General features: G+C 66.3%; 14 protein-coding genes and 1 pseudogene. 12 read left to right on the top strand and 3 right to left on the bottom strand.

The window, feature by feature from the left end; genetic code table 11:
• The 7 genes from ABYB95_RS04775 to ABYB95_RS04745 form a co-directional block, all read left to right on the top strand.
• On the top strand, window positions 1-2,373 hold a 2,373-nt coding region (locus ABYB95_RS04775; protein ID WP_372657315.1), incomplete at its 5' end, for an aconitate hydratase.
• A gap of 54 nt (window positions 2,374-2,427) precedes the next feature.
• Window positions 2,428-3,339, top strand: coding sequence for a S1C family serine protease (locus ABYB95_RS04770; RefSeq protein ID WP_372657314.1), 912 nt, complete (start codon window positions 2,428-2,430; stop codon window positions 3,337-3,339).
• Window positions 3,340-3,492: 153 nt separating this feature from the next.
• The gene (locus tag ABYB95_RS04765) at window positions 3,493-4,458 is read left to right on the top strand and encodes an AAA family ATPase (protein ID WP_372657317.1); all 966 of its coding nucleotides are present in this window, start codon (window positions 3,493-3,495) and stop codon (window positions 4,456-4,458) included.
• Between the two features lie 8 nt (window positions 4,459-4,466).
• On the top strand, window positions 4,467-5,543 hold the full coding sequence (locus tag ABYB95_RS04760; protein WP_372657313.1) for a DUF58 domain-containing protein: 1,077 nt from the start codon (window positions 4,467-4,469) through the stop codon (window positions 5,541-5,543).
• A gap of 8 nt (window positions 5,544-5,551) precedes the next feature.
• On the top strand, window positions 5,552-6,598 hold the full coding sequence (locus ABYB95_RS04755) for a VWA domain-containing protein (protein ID WP_372657316.1): 1,047 nt from the start codon (window positions 5,552-5,554) through the stop codon (window positions 6,596-6,598).
• Window positions 6,599-6,693: 95 nt separating this feature from the next.
• Window positions 6,694-7,926, top strand: coding sequence for an FAD-dependent monooxygenase (locus ABYB95_RS04750; RefSeq protein ID WP_372657312.1), 1,233 nt, complete (start codon window positions 6,694-6,696; stop codon window positions 7,924-7,926).
• Between the two features lie 35 nt (window positions 7,927-7,961).
• Complete coding sequence (locus tag ABYB95_RS04745; protein WP_372657311.1) at window positions 7,962-8,963, top strand: Bug family tripartite tricarboxylate transporter substrate binding protein; 1,002 nt, start codon at window positions 7,962-7,964, stop codon at window positions 8,961-8,963.
• Window positions 8,964-8,990: 27 nt separating this feature from the next.
• Here ABYB95_RS04745 and ABYB95_RS04740 read toward each other — a convergent pair whose 3' ends face one another.
• Genes ABYB95_RS04740 through modA form a run of 3 tightly spaced genes read right to left on the bottom strand, consistent with a single transcriptional unit; the run spans window position 8,991 to window position 11,672 of the window.
• Window positions 8,991-10,142: an ABC transporter ATP-binding protein gene (locus ABYB95_RS04740; protein ID WP_372657310.1), complete on the bottom strand. Its 1,152-nt coding sequence runs from the start codon at window positions 10,140-10,142 to the stop codon at window positions 8,991-8,993.
• 22 nt (window positions 10,143-10,164) lie between these two features.
• Window positions 10,165-10,836, bottom strand: coding sequence for a molybdate ABC transporter permease subunit (modB, locus tag ABYB95_RS04735; RefSeq protein WP_372657309.1), 672 nt, complete (start codon window positions 10,834-10,836; stop codon window positions 10,165-10,167).
• 32 nt (window positions 10,837-10,868) lie between these two features.
• Entirely contained in the window at window positions 10,869-11,672 is an 804-nt protein-coding gene (modA, locus tag ABYB95_RS04730) for a molybdate ABC transporter substrate-binding protein (RefSeq protein ID WP_372657308.1), read from the bottom strand.
• A 549-nt stretch (window positions 11,673-12,221) separates the two neighbouring features.
• Between modA and ABYB95_RS04725 the strand changes: the two genes are divergently transcribed.
• The 5 genes and pseudogenes from ABYB95_RS04725 to ABYB95_RS04705 form a co-directional block, all read left to right on the top strand.
• Window positions 12,222-12,809 (top strand): DUF4255 domain-containing protein, encoded by a 588-nt coding sequence (locus ABYB95_RS04725; RefSeq protein WP_372657307.1) that lies wholly within the window; start codon window positions 12,222-12,224, stop codon window positions 12,807-12,809.
• Window positions 12,806-13,627: a hypothetical protein gene (locus ABYB95_RS04720; RefSeq protein WP_372657306.1), complete on the top strand. Its 822-nt coding sequence runs from the start codon at window positions 12,806-12,808 to the stop codon at window positions 13,625-13,627. Before ABYB95_RS04725 ends, ABYB95_RS04720 begins: the two co-directional genes overlap by 4 nt.
• Before the next feature lie 42 nt (window positions 13,628-13,669).
• The gene (locus tag ABYB95_RS04715) at window positions 13,670-15,421 is read left to right on the top strand and encodes a phage tail sheath family protein (protein WP_372657305.1); all 1,752 of its coding nucleotides are present in this window, start codon (window positions 13,670-13,672) and stop codon (window positions 15,419-15,421) included.
• 25 nt (window positions 15,422-15,446) lie between these two features.
• Window positions 15,447-15,890 (top strand): phage tail protein, encoded by a 444-nt coding sequence (locus ABYB95_RS04710; protein WP_372657304.1) that lies wholly within the window; start codon window positions 15,447-15,449, stop codon window positions 15,888-15,890.
• A 145-nt stretch (window positions 15,891-16,035) separates the two neighbouring features.
• Window positions 16,036-16,795 (top strand): annotated as a pseudogene (locus ABYB95_RS04705) (phage tail protein); the annotation flags it as partial.

The raw sequence follows: 16,795 nt of genomic DNA, 5'->3' as shown, positions 1-16,795 counted from the left end.
GGCATGCAGGCCTTTGACACTTTCCGTGTCGTGCCACCCGGCTTCGGCATCGTGCACCAGGTGAACCTGGAATACCTGGCGCGCGGCGTGCACAAGAAGGGCGATCTGTACTACCCCGACACCTTGGTGGGTACCGACAGCCACACCTCCATGATCAACGGCATTGGCGTGGTGGGTTGGGGTGTGGGCGGCATCGAGGCCGAAGCCGCCATGCTGGGCCAGCCGGTGTACTTCCTCACCCCCGACGTGGTGGGGTTCGAGATGAGCGGGCGGCTGCGCGAAGGCGTGACCGCCACCGACCTGGTGCTGACCGTGACCGAGCTGCTGCGCCAGCACAAGGTGGTGGGCAAGTTCGTGGAGTTTTTTGGCGCAGGCACGGCCTCGCTCACGCTGCCCGACCGCGCCACCATCGCCAACATGGCGCCCGAATACGGCGCCACCATGGGCTTTTTCCCGGTGGACGACAAGACACTGGATTACTTCCGGGGCACGGGGCGCAAAAAGAGCGAGATCGAGGCGTTCGAGGCTTACTTCCGGGCGCAAGGCCTGTTCGGCGTGCCCGGCGCGGGCGAGATCGATTATTCGCAAGTGGTGACCCTGGACCTGGGTTCGGTCACGCCCAGCCTGGCCGGCCCCAAGCGCCCGCAAGACCGCATCGAGCTGGGCCAGGTGGCTTCGCAGTTTGTGTCGCTGTTCAGCAAGTCCAACGCCGAAAACGGCTTCAACCAGCCGACCGAGCGCCTGGCCCAGCGCGTCACCGTGGGCAGCGCCGGGCAGGTGGCCGATCCCAAGACCGTTGAAGCGCCACCCGGCGCGGCGCGCGACCTGGCCGAAATGGTGGGCAACCGGCCCGCGCTGGCGGCCAAGTCGTCTTCCAGTCTCACCAAGGCCGCAAAAGGCAGGCCCGCACTCACCGTGGGCAATGGCGACGTGCTGATCGCCGCCATCACCAGCTGCACCAACACCTCCAACCCCAGCGTGCTGCTGGCCGCTGGCCTGCTGGCCAAGAAAGCGGTGGAGGCGGGGCTGAAGGTGCAGCCGCACATCAAGACCTCGCTGGCGCCGGGCTCGCGCATCGTCACCGAATACCTCACACAAGCCGGCTTGATGCCCTACCTGGAAAAGCTGGGCTTTGCGCTGGCCGGCTACGGCTGCACCACCTGCATCGGCAACGCGGGCGATCTCACGCCGGAGCTGAACGAGGCGATCAAGAAAAACGATTTGATCTGTGCCGCGGTGCTTTCGGGCAACCGCAACTTTGAAGCGCGCATCCACCCCAACCTCAAGGCCAACTTCCTGGCCAGCCCGCCACTGGTGGTGGCCTACGCCATTGCTGGCAACATGACCAAGGACTTGATGACCGAGCCCCTGGGCAAAGGCAAGGGCGGGCGCGACGTGTACCTGGGCGACATCTGGCCGACCAGCGACGAGATCCACCGCTTCATGAAAACCGCCATGAACGGCAAGGCTTATCGCGAGAATTACGAACGCGTGAAAAGCGAGCCCGGCAAGCTGTGGGAACGCATCAAAGGCGTGAGCGGCGCGGCCTACACCTGGCCCGACAGTTCCTACATCGCCGAGCCACCGTTCTTTGACGGTTTTGAACTGGCCCAGGCCAGCGCCACGCAGGCGCCGGGCGTGAAGGGCGCGCGCATCATGGCGCTGTTCGGTGGCTCCATCACCACCGACCACATCTCGCCCGCCGGTTCTATTCAAGAACAATCGCCTGCTGGCCAGTGGTTGCGCGGGCGCGGCGTGAAGAAGGCCGACTTCAACAGCTACGGTGCGCGGCGCGGCCACCACGACGTGATGATGCGCGGCACTTTCGCCAACGTGCGGGTGAAAAACCTGATGTTGCCGCCCGATGCCAACGGCTCGCGCGAAGAGGGCGGCTGGACTGTGCAGCAGATGGATGGCCCGAACAAGGGCGACAAGCAGTACATCTTCGACGCCGCCATGCAGTACCAGGCTGCGGGCGTGCCCACGGTGGTGTTCGCGGGTGAGGAATACGGCACCGGCTCCAGCCGCGACTGGGCCGCCAAGGGCACGCAGTTGCTGGGCATACAGGCGGTGATCGCGCGCAGCTACGAGCGCATCCACCGCTCCAACCTGGTCGGCATGGGTGTGTTGCCGCTGCAGTTCAAGGCCGGGGATTCCTGGGAGAGCCTGGGGCTGACCGGCGACGAAACCATCGACGTGATTCCCGACCCGGCGCTCACGCCCCAAAGCGATGCGCGCCTGGTGATCACCCGGGCCAATGGCCAGCGCAAGGAGGTGACCGTCACCTTGCGCATCGACACGCCGGTGGAAGTGAACTATTACCGCGAAGGCGGAATCCTTCCCTACGTGCTCCGGCAATTGTTGAGCGCTTGAGTCCGGAGCCGTTAACCGGCATGATGTTTTGCATCCACCCTGCCTGGAGGTGCTATGCGCAAGCCCGCCCTGTACAGCCGTTCACCCCGTGGCCCTGCCATGGGGGCGGGTGCGGCAGCGGTCGACCTGCCCGAACCCGCGCCGGTCGCGCCACCTAGGCGCTGGCGCACGGCGCTGAGCCGGGCCTGGGGCTCGCCCCGGGTGCTCTGGTCGTTCATGCTGATGCTGGCTTTGGCGCTGGGCGTCAGCACCTGGCGGCAACAACAAGCGGGCATGCGGGCGCCGACGCAGAAAGACATCGACGCGGCGGTGCGCCACACCTTGGCGACACACAAACTGCCATCGGCGACGGCGCGGGCCGCCGCCAAAATCCAGCCCTCGGTGGTGCTGGTGCGGGCTTTTGCCCAGAACAAAAATGGCGAGGAACAAGAGCAGGGCGTGGGCACCGGCGTGGTGATCGTGGACAAGGGCGTGATCCTGACCAACCTGCACGTGGTGCAGAGCGCGCAGACCGTGAAGCTGGTGTTTGCCGACGGTTCCGAATCCGGCGCCAGCGTGGTGGGCGTGCAGCCGCAGCACGATCTGGCGGTGTTGCAAGCCCACACCGTGCCCGATGACCTGCAGGCCGCCACCCTGCGTTCCACCCACGATCTGATGCCGGGCGACGGTGTGGTGGCGGTGGGCTTTCCATTTGGCATCGGACCGTCTGTTTCTGCCGGGGTGATTTCCGGCCTGGGCCGCAATTTCAAATCGCCCGAAGGTACGCAGGAACTGGGCAATCTGATCCAGTTCGACGCCGCCGCCAATCCCGGCAATTCGGGTGGTCCGCTGGTCACCCTGGATGGCGAGGTGGTGGGCATCGTGACCGGCATCCTGAACCCGACCAGCCACCGCACCTTTGTCGGCATTGGTTTTGCTGTGCCGATCGAGAGCGCGGCGGCGGGGGCGGGCTTGCCGCCGTTCTGAATGCCCCCGCGCCAGCTTTGCCGTCACCCCCCAGGGGGCGGTCCGGCGGAGCCGGTTCCGCGGTGCCCTGGGTTTGGGGCACTTTGCGCCGTGGATGTTTTTTAGGAGAACGACTTGAACGAACACACCAGCAACAACGACACCGCCGAGCTGATGGAAAAAATCCTCTACGAAGTCAAACGCGTGGTGGTGGGGCAGGACCGCTTTCTGGAGCGGGTGATGGTGGCCATGCTGGCGCAAGGGCATTTGCTGGTGGAGGGGGTGCCGGGTCTGGCCAAGACCCTCACCGTCAAGACCTTGGCCAATGTTGTGCAGGGCCGGTTCAAGCGCATACAGTTCACGCCCGATCTGGTGCCCGCCGATCTGGTGGGCACGCGCATCTACAACCAGAAGACCGGCGAGTTCAGCACCTCGCTGGGGCCGGTGTTCGCCAACCTCTTGCTGGCCGACGAAATCAACCGCGCACCGGCCAAGGTGCAGAGCGCTTTGCTGGAGGTGATGCAGGAGCGCCAGGTGACGATCGCCGGTGAGACCCATCTGGTGCCCAGCCCCTTCCTGGTGATGGCGACGCAGAACCCGATCGAGACCGAGGGCACGTACCCACTGCCCGAAGCGCAGGTGGACCGCTTCATGATGAAGGTGCTGGTGGACTACCCGAGCGACGAAGAAGAGTTCGTGATCGTCGAGCGCGTCACCGGCCCGCCGGTGCAGGTGCAGACGGTGGCCACCACCGAACAGCTGGGCGCTTTGCAGGCGCAGTGCCGCGCCGTGTACGTGGACCCTTCGCTGGTGCAGTACGCGGTCAAGCTGGTGTCGGCCACGCGCACGCCCGAGAAGCACGGCCTGAAAGACAGCGCGCGTTTCATCACGTTCGGCGCCAGCCCGCGCGCCACCATCGGTCTGGTCGAAGGTGCGCGTGCACTGGCCCTGCTGCGGGGCCGCAGCTACGCCTTGCCCGAAGACATGAGCGATCTGGTGCACGACGTGCTGCGCCACCGCATCGTGCTGTCGTACGAAGGCTTGTCGGAAGGTCTGGACAGCGACGCCTTGATCGACCGCATCCAGAAGGCGGTGCCGGTGCCGGCCAAGCCGCTGGAGCACGAGCGGCGCGCCGCCTAGGAGTCGCCATGTTCGGCCTGTTCAAGTCGTCCCGCAGCGCAACCGCAGCAGCGCCCGAGGCGCCGTTGGTGGACAAGACGGGTGCGGACGCCTTGTTGCAGGAGTTGGAGTGGACCGTGATCCGCCGCATCGATGGCTTGCTGCAGGGCGACTACCGCACGCTCATGCGCGGCTCTGGCCTGGATCTGGCCGACCTGCGCGAATACCAGCACCACGACGATGTGCGCCACATCGACTGGAACGTCACCGCCCGTCTGCAGCAACCGCATGTGCGGGTGTTCACCGAAGACCGTGAAATGAGCGCCTGGTTCCTGCTCGATCTCAGTCCCTCGGTGGACTTCGGTTCCGGCGCCCAGCGCAAGAGCCAGGTGTTGGCGCGTTTCGTGGCGGTGCTGGCCCGGCTCATGGGGCGGCACGGCAACCGCGTGGGCGCGGTGCTGTACGGTGCCCAGGGGCAGGCCCGGGTCAACACCGTCTTGCCCGCGCGCGCCGGCCGCATCCAGGTGCTGCGCTTGATGGACCAGATCATGAAGGCCCAGGCGCTGCGCCCCAGCGCGAAAAAGGCGAAGCCCGCCAACGACGGTGCGCCCACACGTTTGTCCGACTTGCTGCTGGCGGCCTCCCATGCGCTGCGCCAGCGGGGCACGGTGTTTGTGGTGTCCGACTTTGTGAGCGAGCCGGGTTGGGAAAAACCGCTGGGCGAACTGGCCCGGCGCCACGATGTGGTGGCGGTGCGCTTGCTCGATCCATTGGAGATGGGCTTGCCCGATATCGGCCTGCTCACGTTGCGCGACGCCGAGACCGGTGAACAGCTGCTGGTGGACACGCACGACCCCGGCTTTCGGCAGCGCTTTGCCCGCATCGCCGCGCAGCGCGAAACCGCATTGCGCGAAAGCCTGTCGCGCGCCGGTGTGGACACGCTGGAGCTGTCCACCGACGACGATCTGGCCGAGGCGGTGCTGCGTTTTGCCGGTTTGCGGCGGCAACGGCAGCAGCGGGCCAGCGGTGCCCGGCCACGCCGCCAGCCGGTGCCGACCCCAGCCACACCCAGGGGTTCGCCGCTTTCCGCAGGGAGTCGACCATGAACACACCCATCACTTTCATCTGGCCCTCGTTTCTGTGGCTGCTGCTGGTGCTGCCGCTGCTGGTCTTGCTCTACTTCTGGTTGATGGCACGGCGCCGCCGCGTGGCGCTGAACTTTGCAAGCCTGTCCATCGTGCGCGAAGCCATGGGGCGGGGGCCGGGCTGGCGCCGCCATGTGCCGCCCCTGTTGCTGTTGTTGGCGATCGCCGCCTTGTTGCTGGCGGCGGCCCGGCCCATGGCCAGCATCACCTTGCCGGCGGCGCAGCAGACCATCATCCTGGCCATGGATGTGTCGGGCAGCATGCGCGCCACCGACGTGGAGCCGAACCGCTTGGTCGCGTCGCAAAACGCGGCCAAGGCTTTTCTGGCCGAATTGCCGCGCCATGTGCGCGTGGGCATTGTGGCGTTTGCGGGCACGGCGCAAGTGGTGCAACCCATCACCCTGAGCCGCGAAGACCTGGTGCGCGCCATCGACAAGTTCCAGCTGCAGCGCGCCACCGCCATCGGTAGTGCCATCGTGGTGGCGCTGGCCGAACTGTTTCCGGGGCAAGACATCAGCTTGGCCAGCGCGGGTGGTGGCCGCGATCCGTTCCGGGCCCAGGGCCGCTCGCTGGACCAGGTCGAAAAGGAAAAGCCAGCCTTTGTGCCCGTGGCCCCGGGCTCCTACACGTCGGCCGCCATCATCTTGCTCACCGACGGGCAGCGCACCACCGGGGTGGAAACGGAAGACGCCGCCAAGATGGCCGCCGAGCGTGGCGTGCGCGTGTACACGGTGGGCGTGGGCACGGTCGACGGCGAGGTGATCGGCTTCGAGGGCTGGTCCATGCGGGTGCGGCTCGACGAAGACACCTTGAAGGACGTGGCGCGCACGACACAGGCCGAGTACTTTTTCGCGGGCACCGCCGAGAATCTGAAAAAGGTTTACGAAACGCTGAGCACGCGTTTGACGGTGGAGAAAAAGGAAACCGAGGTCTCTGGTTTGCTGGCCTTGGTGGCGGCTTTTCTGGTGTTGTTGGCCTCGGGGCTTTCCCTGGTGTGGTTCCACCGCGTCCTGTGAAACGGGCCAAAAGCCCCGAATAGGCGCTATTTGCACGATAGAGGCCCTGTTTTAGGTCCAACGCCGACCGGAGCTGTACGGCACAATCACGGCTCATGGATAACAAAATAGTGGTAGCGGGTGGGGGGATTGGTGGGCTGGCCTGTGCCTTGGCCTTGGCGCGCGCGGGTGTCTCGGTGGACGTGATCGAGCAGGCACCGGCATTTGGCGAGGTGGGCGCTGGTCTGCAACTGGGCCCCAACGCGATGCGCGTGCTGTCCGATTGGGGCTTGCACGACGAGCTGCACACCTTTGCCGTGTTTCCCGAATACCTTTCGGTGCGCGACGCACACAGTGCGTACGAACTGGGCCGTCTGCGCATGGGTGCGATGAGCCGTGCGCGTTATGGCAGCCCTTATGCGACCGTGCACCGCGCCGATTTGCACAAGCTCTTGCTGCACAAAGTGCAAAGCCAGCCGGGGGTGCAACTGGCGTTGAATGCGCGGGTCGGCAGTTATTCGGAAAGCGCCCATTCGGTGCACGTGAGCACCGAGAGCGGTGCCGTTTTCGAAGGCGGTGCCTTGCTCGGCTGCGATGGCTTGTGGAGCCGTGTGCGCGCACAAATGCTGGGTGCCCAGCCGGCGCGTGCCAGTGGCCACTTGGCCTATCGCGGCATGGTCCGTATCAGCGATTTGCCGGATCATTTGCGCCAGTCCCGGGTGACCGTCTGGCTGGGGCCGCATTTGCACGTGGTGCACTACCCGGTGCGCCGGGGCGAGTGGCTCAACGTGGTGGCCGTCGTGACCGGGGTGCTCGGTCAGGGACATGGCGGCGAGGTGGGCGCGGACCCGCAGAGCTGGAGCCACGAAGCCCATGCGGCCGATCTGTTGCGGGCCTTGGGCCCTGCCAGCCGCGAGCTGCTGGAGGTGATCGCAACCGTGCCGCAATGGAAGCTGTGGGCGCTCAACGACCGCAAACCCATGTGTGGACCGCACGAACACGCCATGGGCCGCGTGGCGCTGCTGGGCGATGCAGCCCACCCCTTGCGGCCCTACCTGGCGCAAGGCGCCGCCATGGCGCTGGAAGACGCCTGGACCTTGGGCGAGCTGATGCAGGCGGCGCGCGAGAACCCCAACCGCATGGACTGGCCCGAGCTGTTGCTGCGCTTTGCGCAATGCCGCTGGCAGCGCAATGCCCGCGTGCAGCGCCGGTCTGAAAGCAACGGCACCATTTTTCATGCCGCCGGCCCGCTGCGCTGGGCGCGCGACCTGGCCATGGCCGCACTGGGCGAAAATGTGCTGGACAAGCCCTGGCTGTACAACGGACCACCGAGTCCGCCGTACGTCTGAATCCGTTCACCTTTCACCCTTCATCAAGGATGTACATGCCCCATCGCAACACCCCCCTGGCCCAGCCCACCCCCCGCCACACCCTGACCGCCGCCGCCGCGCTGGCCGCGTCGCTGATCGTGCCCACGGCGCGCGCGCAGGCCGCCTGGCCCAACCGGCCCTTGAAGATCGTGGTGGGCTTCCCCGGTGGTTCGTCGCCCGACCTCATGGCCCGCGCGCTGGCAGAGCCCTTGTCGCAAGCGCTGGGCCAGCCGGTGGTGGTGGACAACCGCCCTGGCGCAGGCGGCAATATCGCGGCCGATCTGGTGGCGCGCGCCAGCGACGACCACACCATTGGCCTGATGATCAACGGCAACATGACGATCGCCAAGATCCTCAACCCGGCCACGCCATACGACCCGCTGACCGATTTGACGCCGGTGTCGCTGCTGGCCGTGGCCCCGTTGGTGCTGACGGTTCCCAACAGCGTGACCGCCAGTGGCGCCGAATTTCTGGCGCTGGCCAAGCAGTCGGGCGACAAATGGAACTACGGTTCACCCGGCATCGGAACCGTGGCCCACATCGGCATGGAGCTGTTCAAGAGCCGGGCCGGCCTGGCGCCGGTGCACGTGCCTTACCAGGGCAATCCCCAAGTCATCGCGGCGATGCTGAGCGGTCAGGTCCAGATGGCCTTGTTGCCACCCGGTCTGGCCATGGCCCAGGTGCGCGGTGGCAAGCTGCGCGCCATTGGCGTCACATCGGCCGCGCGCAGCAGCGTGGTGCCCGAAGTGCCCAGCTTGTCGGAATCCGGTGTGCGCGATCTGCAGCTGGAAATCTGGAACGCGGTGGCGGCCCCGAACAGCTTGCCCAAGGCGCACGTGAACCGCCTGGCCACGCTGCTGACCGAAATCGTGCGCCGGCCAGAGATGCGCCAGACCATTTTTGCCATGGGCTGGCAGGTGGCCGGTACCTCGCCCCAGGGCTTGGCCAACCGGGTCAAGATGGACACGGCCGTCATGGCCGATGTGATCGAGCGCAACCAGATCCGGCCCAACTGAGGGCGCGGGTAGCGCCCGGATGACTGCTTACGCGACCGGCGCGCTGGCCACCAGTGCGCCGGCGCCGGTCTTGATCGGCATGATGTGCACCAGCGACAGGTCCAGGCTCAGGCACAGCATTTGGCCGGGCGCCAGGGGCAGGGTCTGCGGGCCGGTGAGCATCATCTGAAATACGCTGCCACCGGCGGCGTCACAGTGCATGCGCAGCAGCGACACATCGCCCAGGTGGCGCAGCGCCAGCACGCTCACTGGCAGCAGCAAGGTTTCGGATTCAAGCTCGGGGAAGTCCGAGTTCAGTTCCGCCGCGCTCAGCGTCAGGCCTTCGCCCGGAATGGCCCAGGACGCCGACTGCCCTGCGGCGATGCGGCCCTTGTCGCGCACCTGCAGCCGAATGGCAGAAGGACCGTTGCCCCAGCGCAGCCAGCCCCAGCCGTCCCGCGCCGCGTGGCTGCCTTCCCAGGTGCCGTCAAACCGGTTCGCCACGCCCACCATATCGGCTACGCGGGGGTTGCGTGGTGCGCGGTGGATGTCGTCGGGTCGGCCTTGCTGCAACACCTCGCCATCGGCCATCACCACCAGCTCGTCGGCCAGCATGCGCGCCTCTTGCAGGTCGTGCGTCACCAGCACCATGGGCACGGCGATGTCTTCGCGCAAATCGGCCAGCAGGGCGTAGAGGTTTTGCCGCGTCATCTGATCGACCGCAGAGAAGGGTTCGTCCAGCAGCAGCACAGCCGGTTCGCGTACCAGCGCGCGCGCCACCGCCACCCGCTGCTGTTGCCCACCCGATAGCTGGGCCGGTCGGCGTTGCATCTCGTCGGGCGACAAACCGACGCGGGCCAGCATTTCTTGCGCGCGGCTCTTGCGTTGCTCCCCCCGCAGCGGCAAGGCCACGTTGTCCAGGGCGCTCATATGGGGCATGAGCGCGTAGTTCTGGAACACCAGGCCCACGTTGCGGGCTTGCGGTGGCATCCAGATGCGCAGTTCGGTGTCGCACCAGGTATCGCCGCCGACGCGGATCTGCGCCAGTTGCGGGCGCATCAGCCCGGCGATGCAGCGCAGCAGCGAGGTTTTGCCCGCGCCCGAGGGGCCGACGAGGGCGACCATCTGGCCCGCCTCGCAATGGAAAGAACCTGCCAGCCGCATGGGGTGCGACTGTTCGATGTTGACGCTCAGGGACAAGTTGGCTTTCTGTGGACGCTGTTCAGGGATGCGCGGGCGCGGCCATCTTGCGCGAAGCCAGCAACGAAGCGCCAATGGCCAGCAACGAAATGGCCAACAAGGACAGCGACATGAGGTGGGCGCTGCGCAGGTCAAAAGCCTGCACCTGGTCGTAAATGGCGATCGACAGCGTTTTGGTTTCCCCCGGGATGCTGCCACCCACCATGAGCACCACGCCGAACTCGCCCAGGGTGTGGGCAAACGTCATGACCAGGGCCGACAGAACACCGGGCCAGACCAGCGGCAGATCCACGCGCCAGAACCGCTCCCAGGCGCCGAGGCCGCAGACCAGCGCCGCCTCGTGCAAACTGCGCGGCACGTTTTCATAGGCCCGTTGCAGCGGTTGCAAGGCAAAGGGCAGGTTGAACACGATGGAGGCCAGCAACAGGCCGGTGAAGCTGAAGGTGAGCTGCACGCCCAGCACCTGCTGGAACCACTGCCCCACCGGCGACGCGCCGCCCATGCCGACGAGCAGGTAGTAGCCCAGCACCGTGGGCGGCAGCACCAGCGGCAGCAGCACAGCGGCTTCGATCCAGATCTTCCAGCGCGACGGCGTGCGTGCCAGCCAGCGGCCCAGCCACAGACCCAGGGGCAGCAGCAGGGCCACCGTGGCGGCGGCCAGCTGCAGCGACAAGGCGAGGGCGGTCCAGTCCATGGATGGGGTTCAGCGTCCGGGGTTGCGCGCGGTCACCGCTCTTGCGGCGCACCGTAGCCGTGGCGCTGAAAGATGGTTTGTGCGGCGGGCGTTTGCAAGAAGGCGTAGAAGGCGCGCGCGGTCTCACCCGCTTGAGGCAGCAGCACCATGCGCTGCGTGAGCGGCTGGTGCCAGGCCTGGGGAATCAGGGCGAAGCGTGATTGTTTGGCCACGGCGGGCGCCAGCGCCAGCGAATAGGCGACGATGCCGCCTTGCGTGCTGCCAGACAGTGCGAACTGCGTGGCCTGCGCGATGTTTTCGCCCAGCACCAGATGGTTTTGCAGGGCATTCCAGAGCCCGGCATGTTGCAAGGCTTCGCGTGCGCGGGCGCCGTAGGGGGCCAGCGCCGGGTTGGCGATGGCCCACTTTTTCAAGCGACCGTCGCGCAGCGCGGCGGCCAGGTCTTTCAGCTCGGCGTCGGCTTTCACGGGCGACGCGTTGGGCACGACGATGGCCAGCCGCCCCACGGCATAGACCACACCGGGGTCGGTGCTGAGGCCAGCGGCGGCCAGTTGGCGCACAAAGTCTTCGTCGGCAGAGAGGAAGAGCTGGTAGGGCGCGCCTTGCTGGATCTGGCGGAAAAAATTGCCCGAAGAGCCAAAGCTCAGACGCACCGACTGGCCGCTGCTCTGTTCGAACGCGGCGGCGATGTCCTCTGCCGCCGACTTGACGTTGGACGCGACCGCCACCAAGGTCTGCGCCGTGGCCCACGAGGGCACCAGGCAGGTCAGCAGAACGGCCAGAAAACAGCGCAGGAACTGGGACAGGCGAGAAGAACGCGGTGGTGGGATGGCCATGGCGAGGCAAAACACGGGCTGCACCAAGCGGCAACCGCTGCGCCAAAGTATAGAGCGCGTGCAGGCCGCCGCCGCCGTGGCCGCTGCGGCGTTGACGGGGGCGACCTGCACGGTACGCCCCGTGCACGTGCGGCGGCGGATTTTGGGTCCCAACACCGGTTCGGTGTGTCCCTCACCTGTGCATGGCCCAGCCCATGTCGGCCTGCTTCTGGACCCGCTCTGATCGCTCGGGAACAGCCGTTCTGGAAAGGAAATTCGGGCCTGGCAGCGGCAAGAAGCCTGACTTCTTCGCCCGAAAAACCGCCCTCAAACCGGTAGGTTAGAAATCGTAACTTTCCTATCACAAAGGTATTTTTTAAAGCTTCTAGGTCCATTGAAATGTATAAAAACCAAAAAAAATGCACGCTTAGTCGCTCATTTGGCGACAACAAAACGGGGTGGAGTCGGCCGTCACGATGCGCCGGATTCCAAAAAACAAAAGGGGATGAGATGTCTGGTTTCTTGGTGTTGTCGCCCCGATTTTTTGACGGTCACTGAGCGGGCATCACCATGGCCAACGTGTTTGCGATCCACTCGGTATGCAGTTCGATCGCCACCTTTTTGCAAAACACCTACCCGGTCAGCAGTGGCGGTCAGCCCATGCCTGCATGCACCTTTGAGGTGCTGTCGTCCAACCAGATGGCGGGCACCCAGGACGACAACAACCGCGTCAGCCTGTACCTCTATCGGGTCACGGTCAACGAACACAGCCGCCACCAGCGCCCAGGCCGCATGCCGCAGGCCAACCCGGCGCCCCTGGGGCTGGACCTGCACATCATGTTGTCGGCCTGGAGCGGTAGCGCCATGGACGAGCAGGTGGCGCTGGCCTGGACCATCCGGCAGTTGCACCTGTACCCAATCCTGGACGCGTCATCGCTTTCGCCGGAGCCTGCCTGGAGCGCCGACGAGGTGATCCAGGTGGTGCCGGCCGAACTGTCGACCGAGGACATCATGCGCATCTGGGACGCGCTGGAGCCGTCCTATCGCTTGTCCGTGTCCTACATCGCGCGCATGGTCCGGCTCGACCCGGATCTGATGAGCGAAGCGCGGCCCGTGGTGGCCACACGCTGGGACTACGGTTCCGAGGCACGCACATGAGCGCGGTCGTGCCCGAACTGGCTTTGCTCGACCGGGTCGAGCGCCGCGTGCTGGGCGCGTTCCGGTGTGTGGACGCCACCACGCGCGCCAGCTTGCATCTGCCGCTCAGGCTGGTCACACCACCTGGCACGCGCATCGCCCGCAACCGCAGCGGACTTTTTGTGATCTACGACTGGCCGCCATTGGACACACACACACAAGCCTTTGCAGAAGCACCGGCCACGCCCTTGCCTGGGTCGCAGCCACTTTTGCTTTCGGTCAGCGATCCACTGGGCCACTACCTTTCGCGCAGGGTTCGCCTGGCACTGCCACGCAACGCCGACGCTGCCATGGCCGCCGACCCGGCCTCGATCTTCGTGCCCGTGGAAGTGCCGATGTTCCCCTCGGGCACCGCCAGCGTGGGCGCCAACTGGGCCGGCTTGCGGGTGAGCCTGCGCGACACCGGCAGCGACGACGCGCTGGGCGGCGTGTTGTTGCGCGTGCTGAGCGGGGGGCAGGTATTGGCACGGGGTCTTTCCGACTGGCGCGGCGAGGCGTTGGTGCCGGTCGCGGGCATTCCCGTCACCACTTGGTCGGCCGGGCCTGGCGACGTGGTCGTGACCGAGATCGACGCCACCCTGGAAGCCTATTTCGATCCCGCGAGCGCGACGCGTGTGGCGCGTGCACAAGTGCTCGCTGGCCGATCGCCGGATGTTTTGCCGCTGGTGGATCCGGTGGCGATCGAAGACGCGCGCGCCGGCCTGCCACAGGCCAGCGTTGCGATCAGCCTGGCGGCCGGTCGGCCGCTCCATGTATCCCTCGGGATCGATGTTCCCTGAATGCTGTCTGGATGTACCCCTTTTTTCACTAGGAGATGAGCCATGCCTGAATACCTTGCGCCAGGTGTCTATGTCGAAGAAACCAGTTTCCGTGCGAAGTCCATCGAAGGCGTGGGCACCAGCACCACCGCCTTTGTGGGGCCGACCCGAAAAGGGCCTTACCGGGTGGATGTGAATTCGCCCGAGTCGCCCGAACTGCTCACCAGTTACGGCGACTTCGAGCGCATCTACGGCGGTTTTGCCGATCTGGCCTTGGGCGCGGGCGTACCGGCCACCAATTACCTGGCGCACGCGGTGCAGGCCTTCTTCAACGAAGGTGGTTCGCGCCTGTACGTGTCGCGCGTGGTGGGTGCCGCCGCTGCGGCGGCCACCGTGCAGGTGCTGGCCGGCACCGACGAGGGCGTGCATTTTCGTGCCCGCTCCCCTGGCGCGGTGGGCAATGGGCGGGTGGTTCTGCGCGAGGTGCTCATTCCCGCGTCCGAGACCGCGCTCAACAACTGTCCGAACGGCAGCCTGGTGCGCACCGCCGGTGGCATGCACGTGAAGGTGGGCGCCACCTGGGTGCCGGCCGCCGATCTGGCGGGCACCCCGGTGACGCAGGCCTCGCTGCTGGCCGACACCCCGCGTCTGCTCACCCTCTCGGGTCTGGCGGTGGACGGGGACGGCAACGCGCTGGCCTACGAAGACATGGGCGTGTCCAGTCTGCATCCGCGCTGGATCGGTTATGTGCTCGCGGCTGCGCCCTCGCGCCGCAGCGACCATCTGCAAAACCTGTACGCCATCGACATCGGTGCCGGGGTGTCGCCCGCCGAATTGCTGGCGGGGCTGTTCGCCGCAGGCGCCGCCAACAGCGCGGGCCAGATGGAGCGCACCTGGGTGCTGGCGGGTGGCCTGGACGGTGGCCAGCCCACTGCCGCCAATTACGCGCTCGCCTTGTCCGAAATCGGCTCGCTGGAAGACGTGTCCATCGTGGCGGCACCGGGCAGTTCGGCCTACAGCGTGGACAGTGCCGACAACCCGCAGGCCATTGCCAGCGTGTTGATCGCCCACGCCGAGGGCCGCCGCGCCTACCGCATCGCGGTGCTCGACGCCCAGCCCGACCAGATGCCGACCGAAGCACGCACCTACCGGGGCCTGTTCGACTCCAAATACGCCGCCATGTACTACCCCTGGGTGGTGGTGTCCAACCCGCTGGCGCGGCCCGGCCGCGAAGACATTGCCAAGGAAATCGCCTTGCCTCCGTCGGGCTTCATGGCCGGCATCTACGCCCGCAACGACACCTTTCGCGGCGTGCACAAGGCACCCGCCAACGAGGTAGTGCGGGGCGCGTTGCGCTTCGAAACCGACGTCAACTTCGCCCAGCAGGAAATGCTCAACCCCGCCGGCGTGAACTGCCTGCGCTTCTTCAGCGGACGCGGTAACCGCGTCTGGGGCGCGCGCCTGATCTCCAGCGATCCGGAGTGGAAATACGTGTCCGACCGGCGTTACTTCAACTACCTGGAAGCGTCCATCTACCGCAGCACCCAGTGGGCGGTGTTTGAACCCAACGGTGAACGCCTGTGGGCCAACGTGCGCCAGACCGTGGCCGATTTTCTCTACAACGAATGGCGCAGCGGCGCCTTGCTGGGCAGCTCGGTCGAAGAAGCCTTCTTTGTGCGTTGCGACCGCAGCACCATGACCCAGAACGACCTCGACAACGGACGGCTGATCTGCCTGATCGGCGTGGCCATCATCAAGCCGGCCGAGTTCGTGATCTTCCGCATCGGCCAGAAAACGGCCGACGCCCGCGAGTGAACCGAACCCCAACAGGAGCTGAACCATGGCCAATCGCACCACCCCTTACGGCGCTTTCAACTACCTCGTCAACTTCGACGGCGGCGAGGTCTTTGGCGGTTTCTCCGATGTCAGCGGCATCGGCACCGAAATGACCATCGCCGAATACCGCAACGGCAACGAGAAAGAAAACCACGTGCGCAAAGTCGCTGGCATCCACAAGGTGTCGGACGTCACCTTGAAGCGCGGCATCCTCAACTCCAAATCGCTGTTCGACTGGATCAGCCAGACGCGGACACAAGGCCCGGCGGCACAGCGCAACGTGACCATCACCCTGCTGGACGAGGCGCATGCACCGGTCCAGAGCTGGGTGTTGCGCGGCGTGATCCCCATGAAATACACCGGCCCCACGCTGGCGGGCAAGGGCGGGGGCGACGTGGCGATGGAAGAAATCGCCTTGTCGGCCGAAGGCATGGAAATCAACGCCTGACCGATATGAACCACACCCATCGCGCCTGGAGTGGCGCCCTCAAGGGGGCGGTGCCTGCGGCCCGGAACAGCCGGCTCTGCGGCATCCCGGGCTTGCTCGGTTCCATGCGTGATGGGGCGCGCTCCTGCAACGGACTGTTCTCACCATGGCCCTGATCTTCGAAACCGCCGCGCCGCGCCTGCGCACCGCTCCCGAACGCACCGACGTGGCGTGTTTCGTGGGTTTTGTGGCGCGTCGGCGCGAGCAGCCGCTGCCCGACGCGGTGCGCCAGCAACTGCGCGAAGACGGCTGGGTGCACGGCCCGTGGCGCAAAGGCGCCGACGCCTTGGAGGCGCTGGAAAACGTGCCGGTGCTGATCGACAGTTGGGCCTTGTTCGACCGCTTGTTCGCCTGGGACCAGCGTCTGGTGGGCCTGGCGGCAGACCCGGTGAGTGGTCGGCAAAAACGCTGCGCCACCTACCTCGGGGCGGCGGTGCGCAGCTTCTTTGCGCGCGGCGGCCAGCGGGCCATGGTGGTGCGCGTGGCCGACCCCTGGCCGTTCCTGGAGTCGGCTTCCAGCCGCGCGGCCAAACGCCGTGCGCGCATCGGCCATTTGGTGCCCAGCTTCGCCGAGCGGGGTTTGCCCACCCACGTGTTTGACCCGACCCGGCCCGATACCTGGCGTGGCATCGAGCACCTGTATGGGCTGCGCGAATCCAGCCTGCTTTGCCTGCCCGACCTGCCAGACGCCTGCTCCACCGAGCCGCTCACACCGGCGGTGGATGTGGCCTTGCAACCCACCCCCGAGGGTTTCGTTGCGTGCAGCGAAGAAGAGCCCGCCTTGCCCACCGACCTGGGCCTGCGCGCTTTGTATGCCCCGCGGCTCGATAGCCGGGGCTACGGTCCCTGGCGCATCGCGGTGGCGG

The sequence above is a fragment of the Hydrogenophaga sp. genome, assembly GCF_041633695.1.
GTDB lineage: Bacteria > Pseudomonadota > Gammaproteobacteria > Burkholderiales > Burkholderiaceae_C > Hydrogenophaga.
Note: the sequence above shows the minus strand (reverse complement) of the source record. Positions and strands in the feature narration are given on the sequence as shown.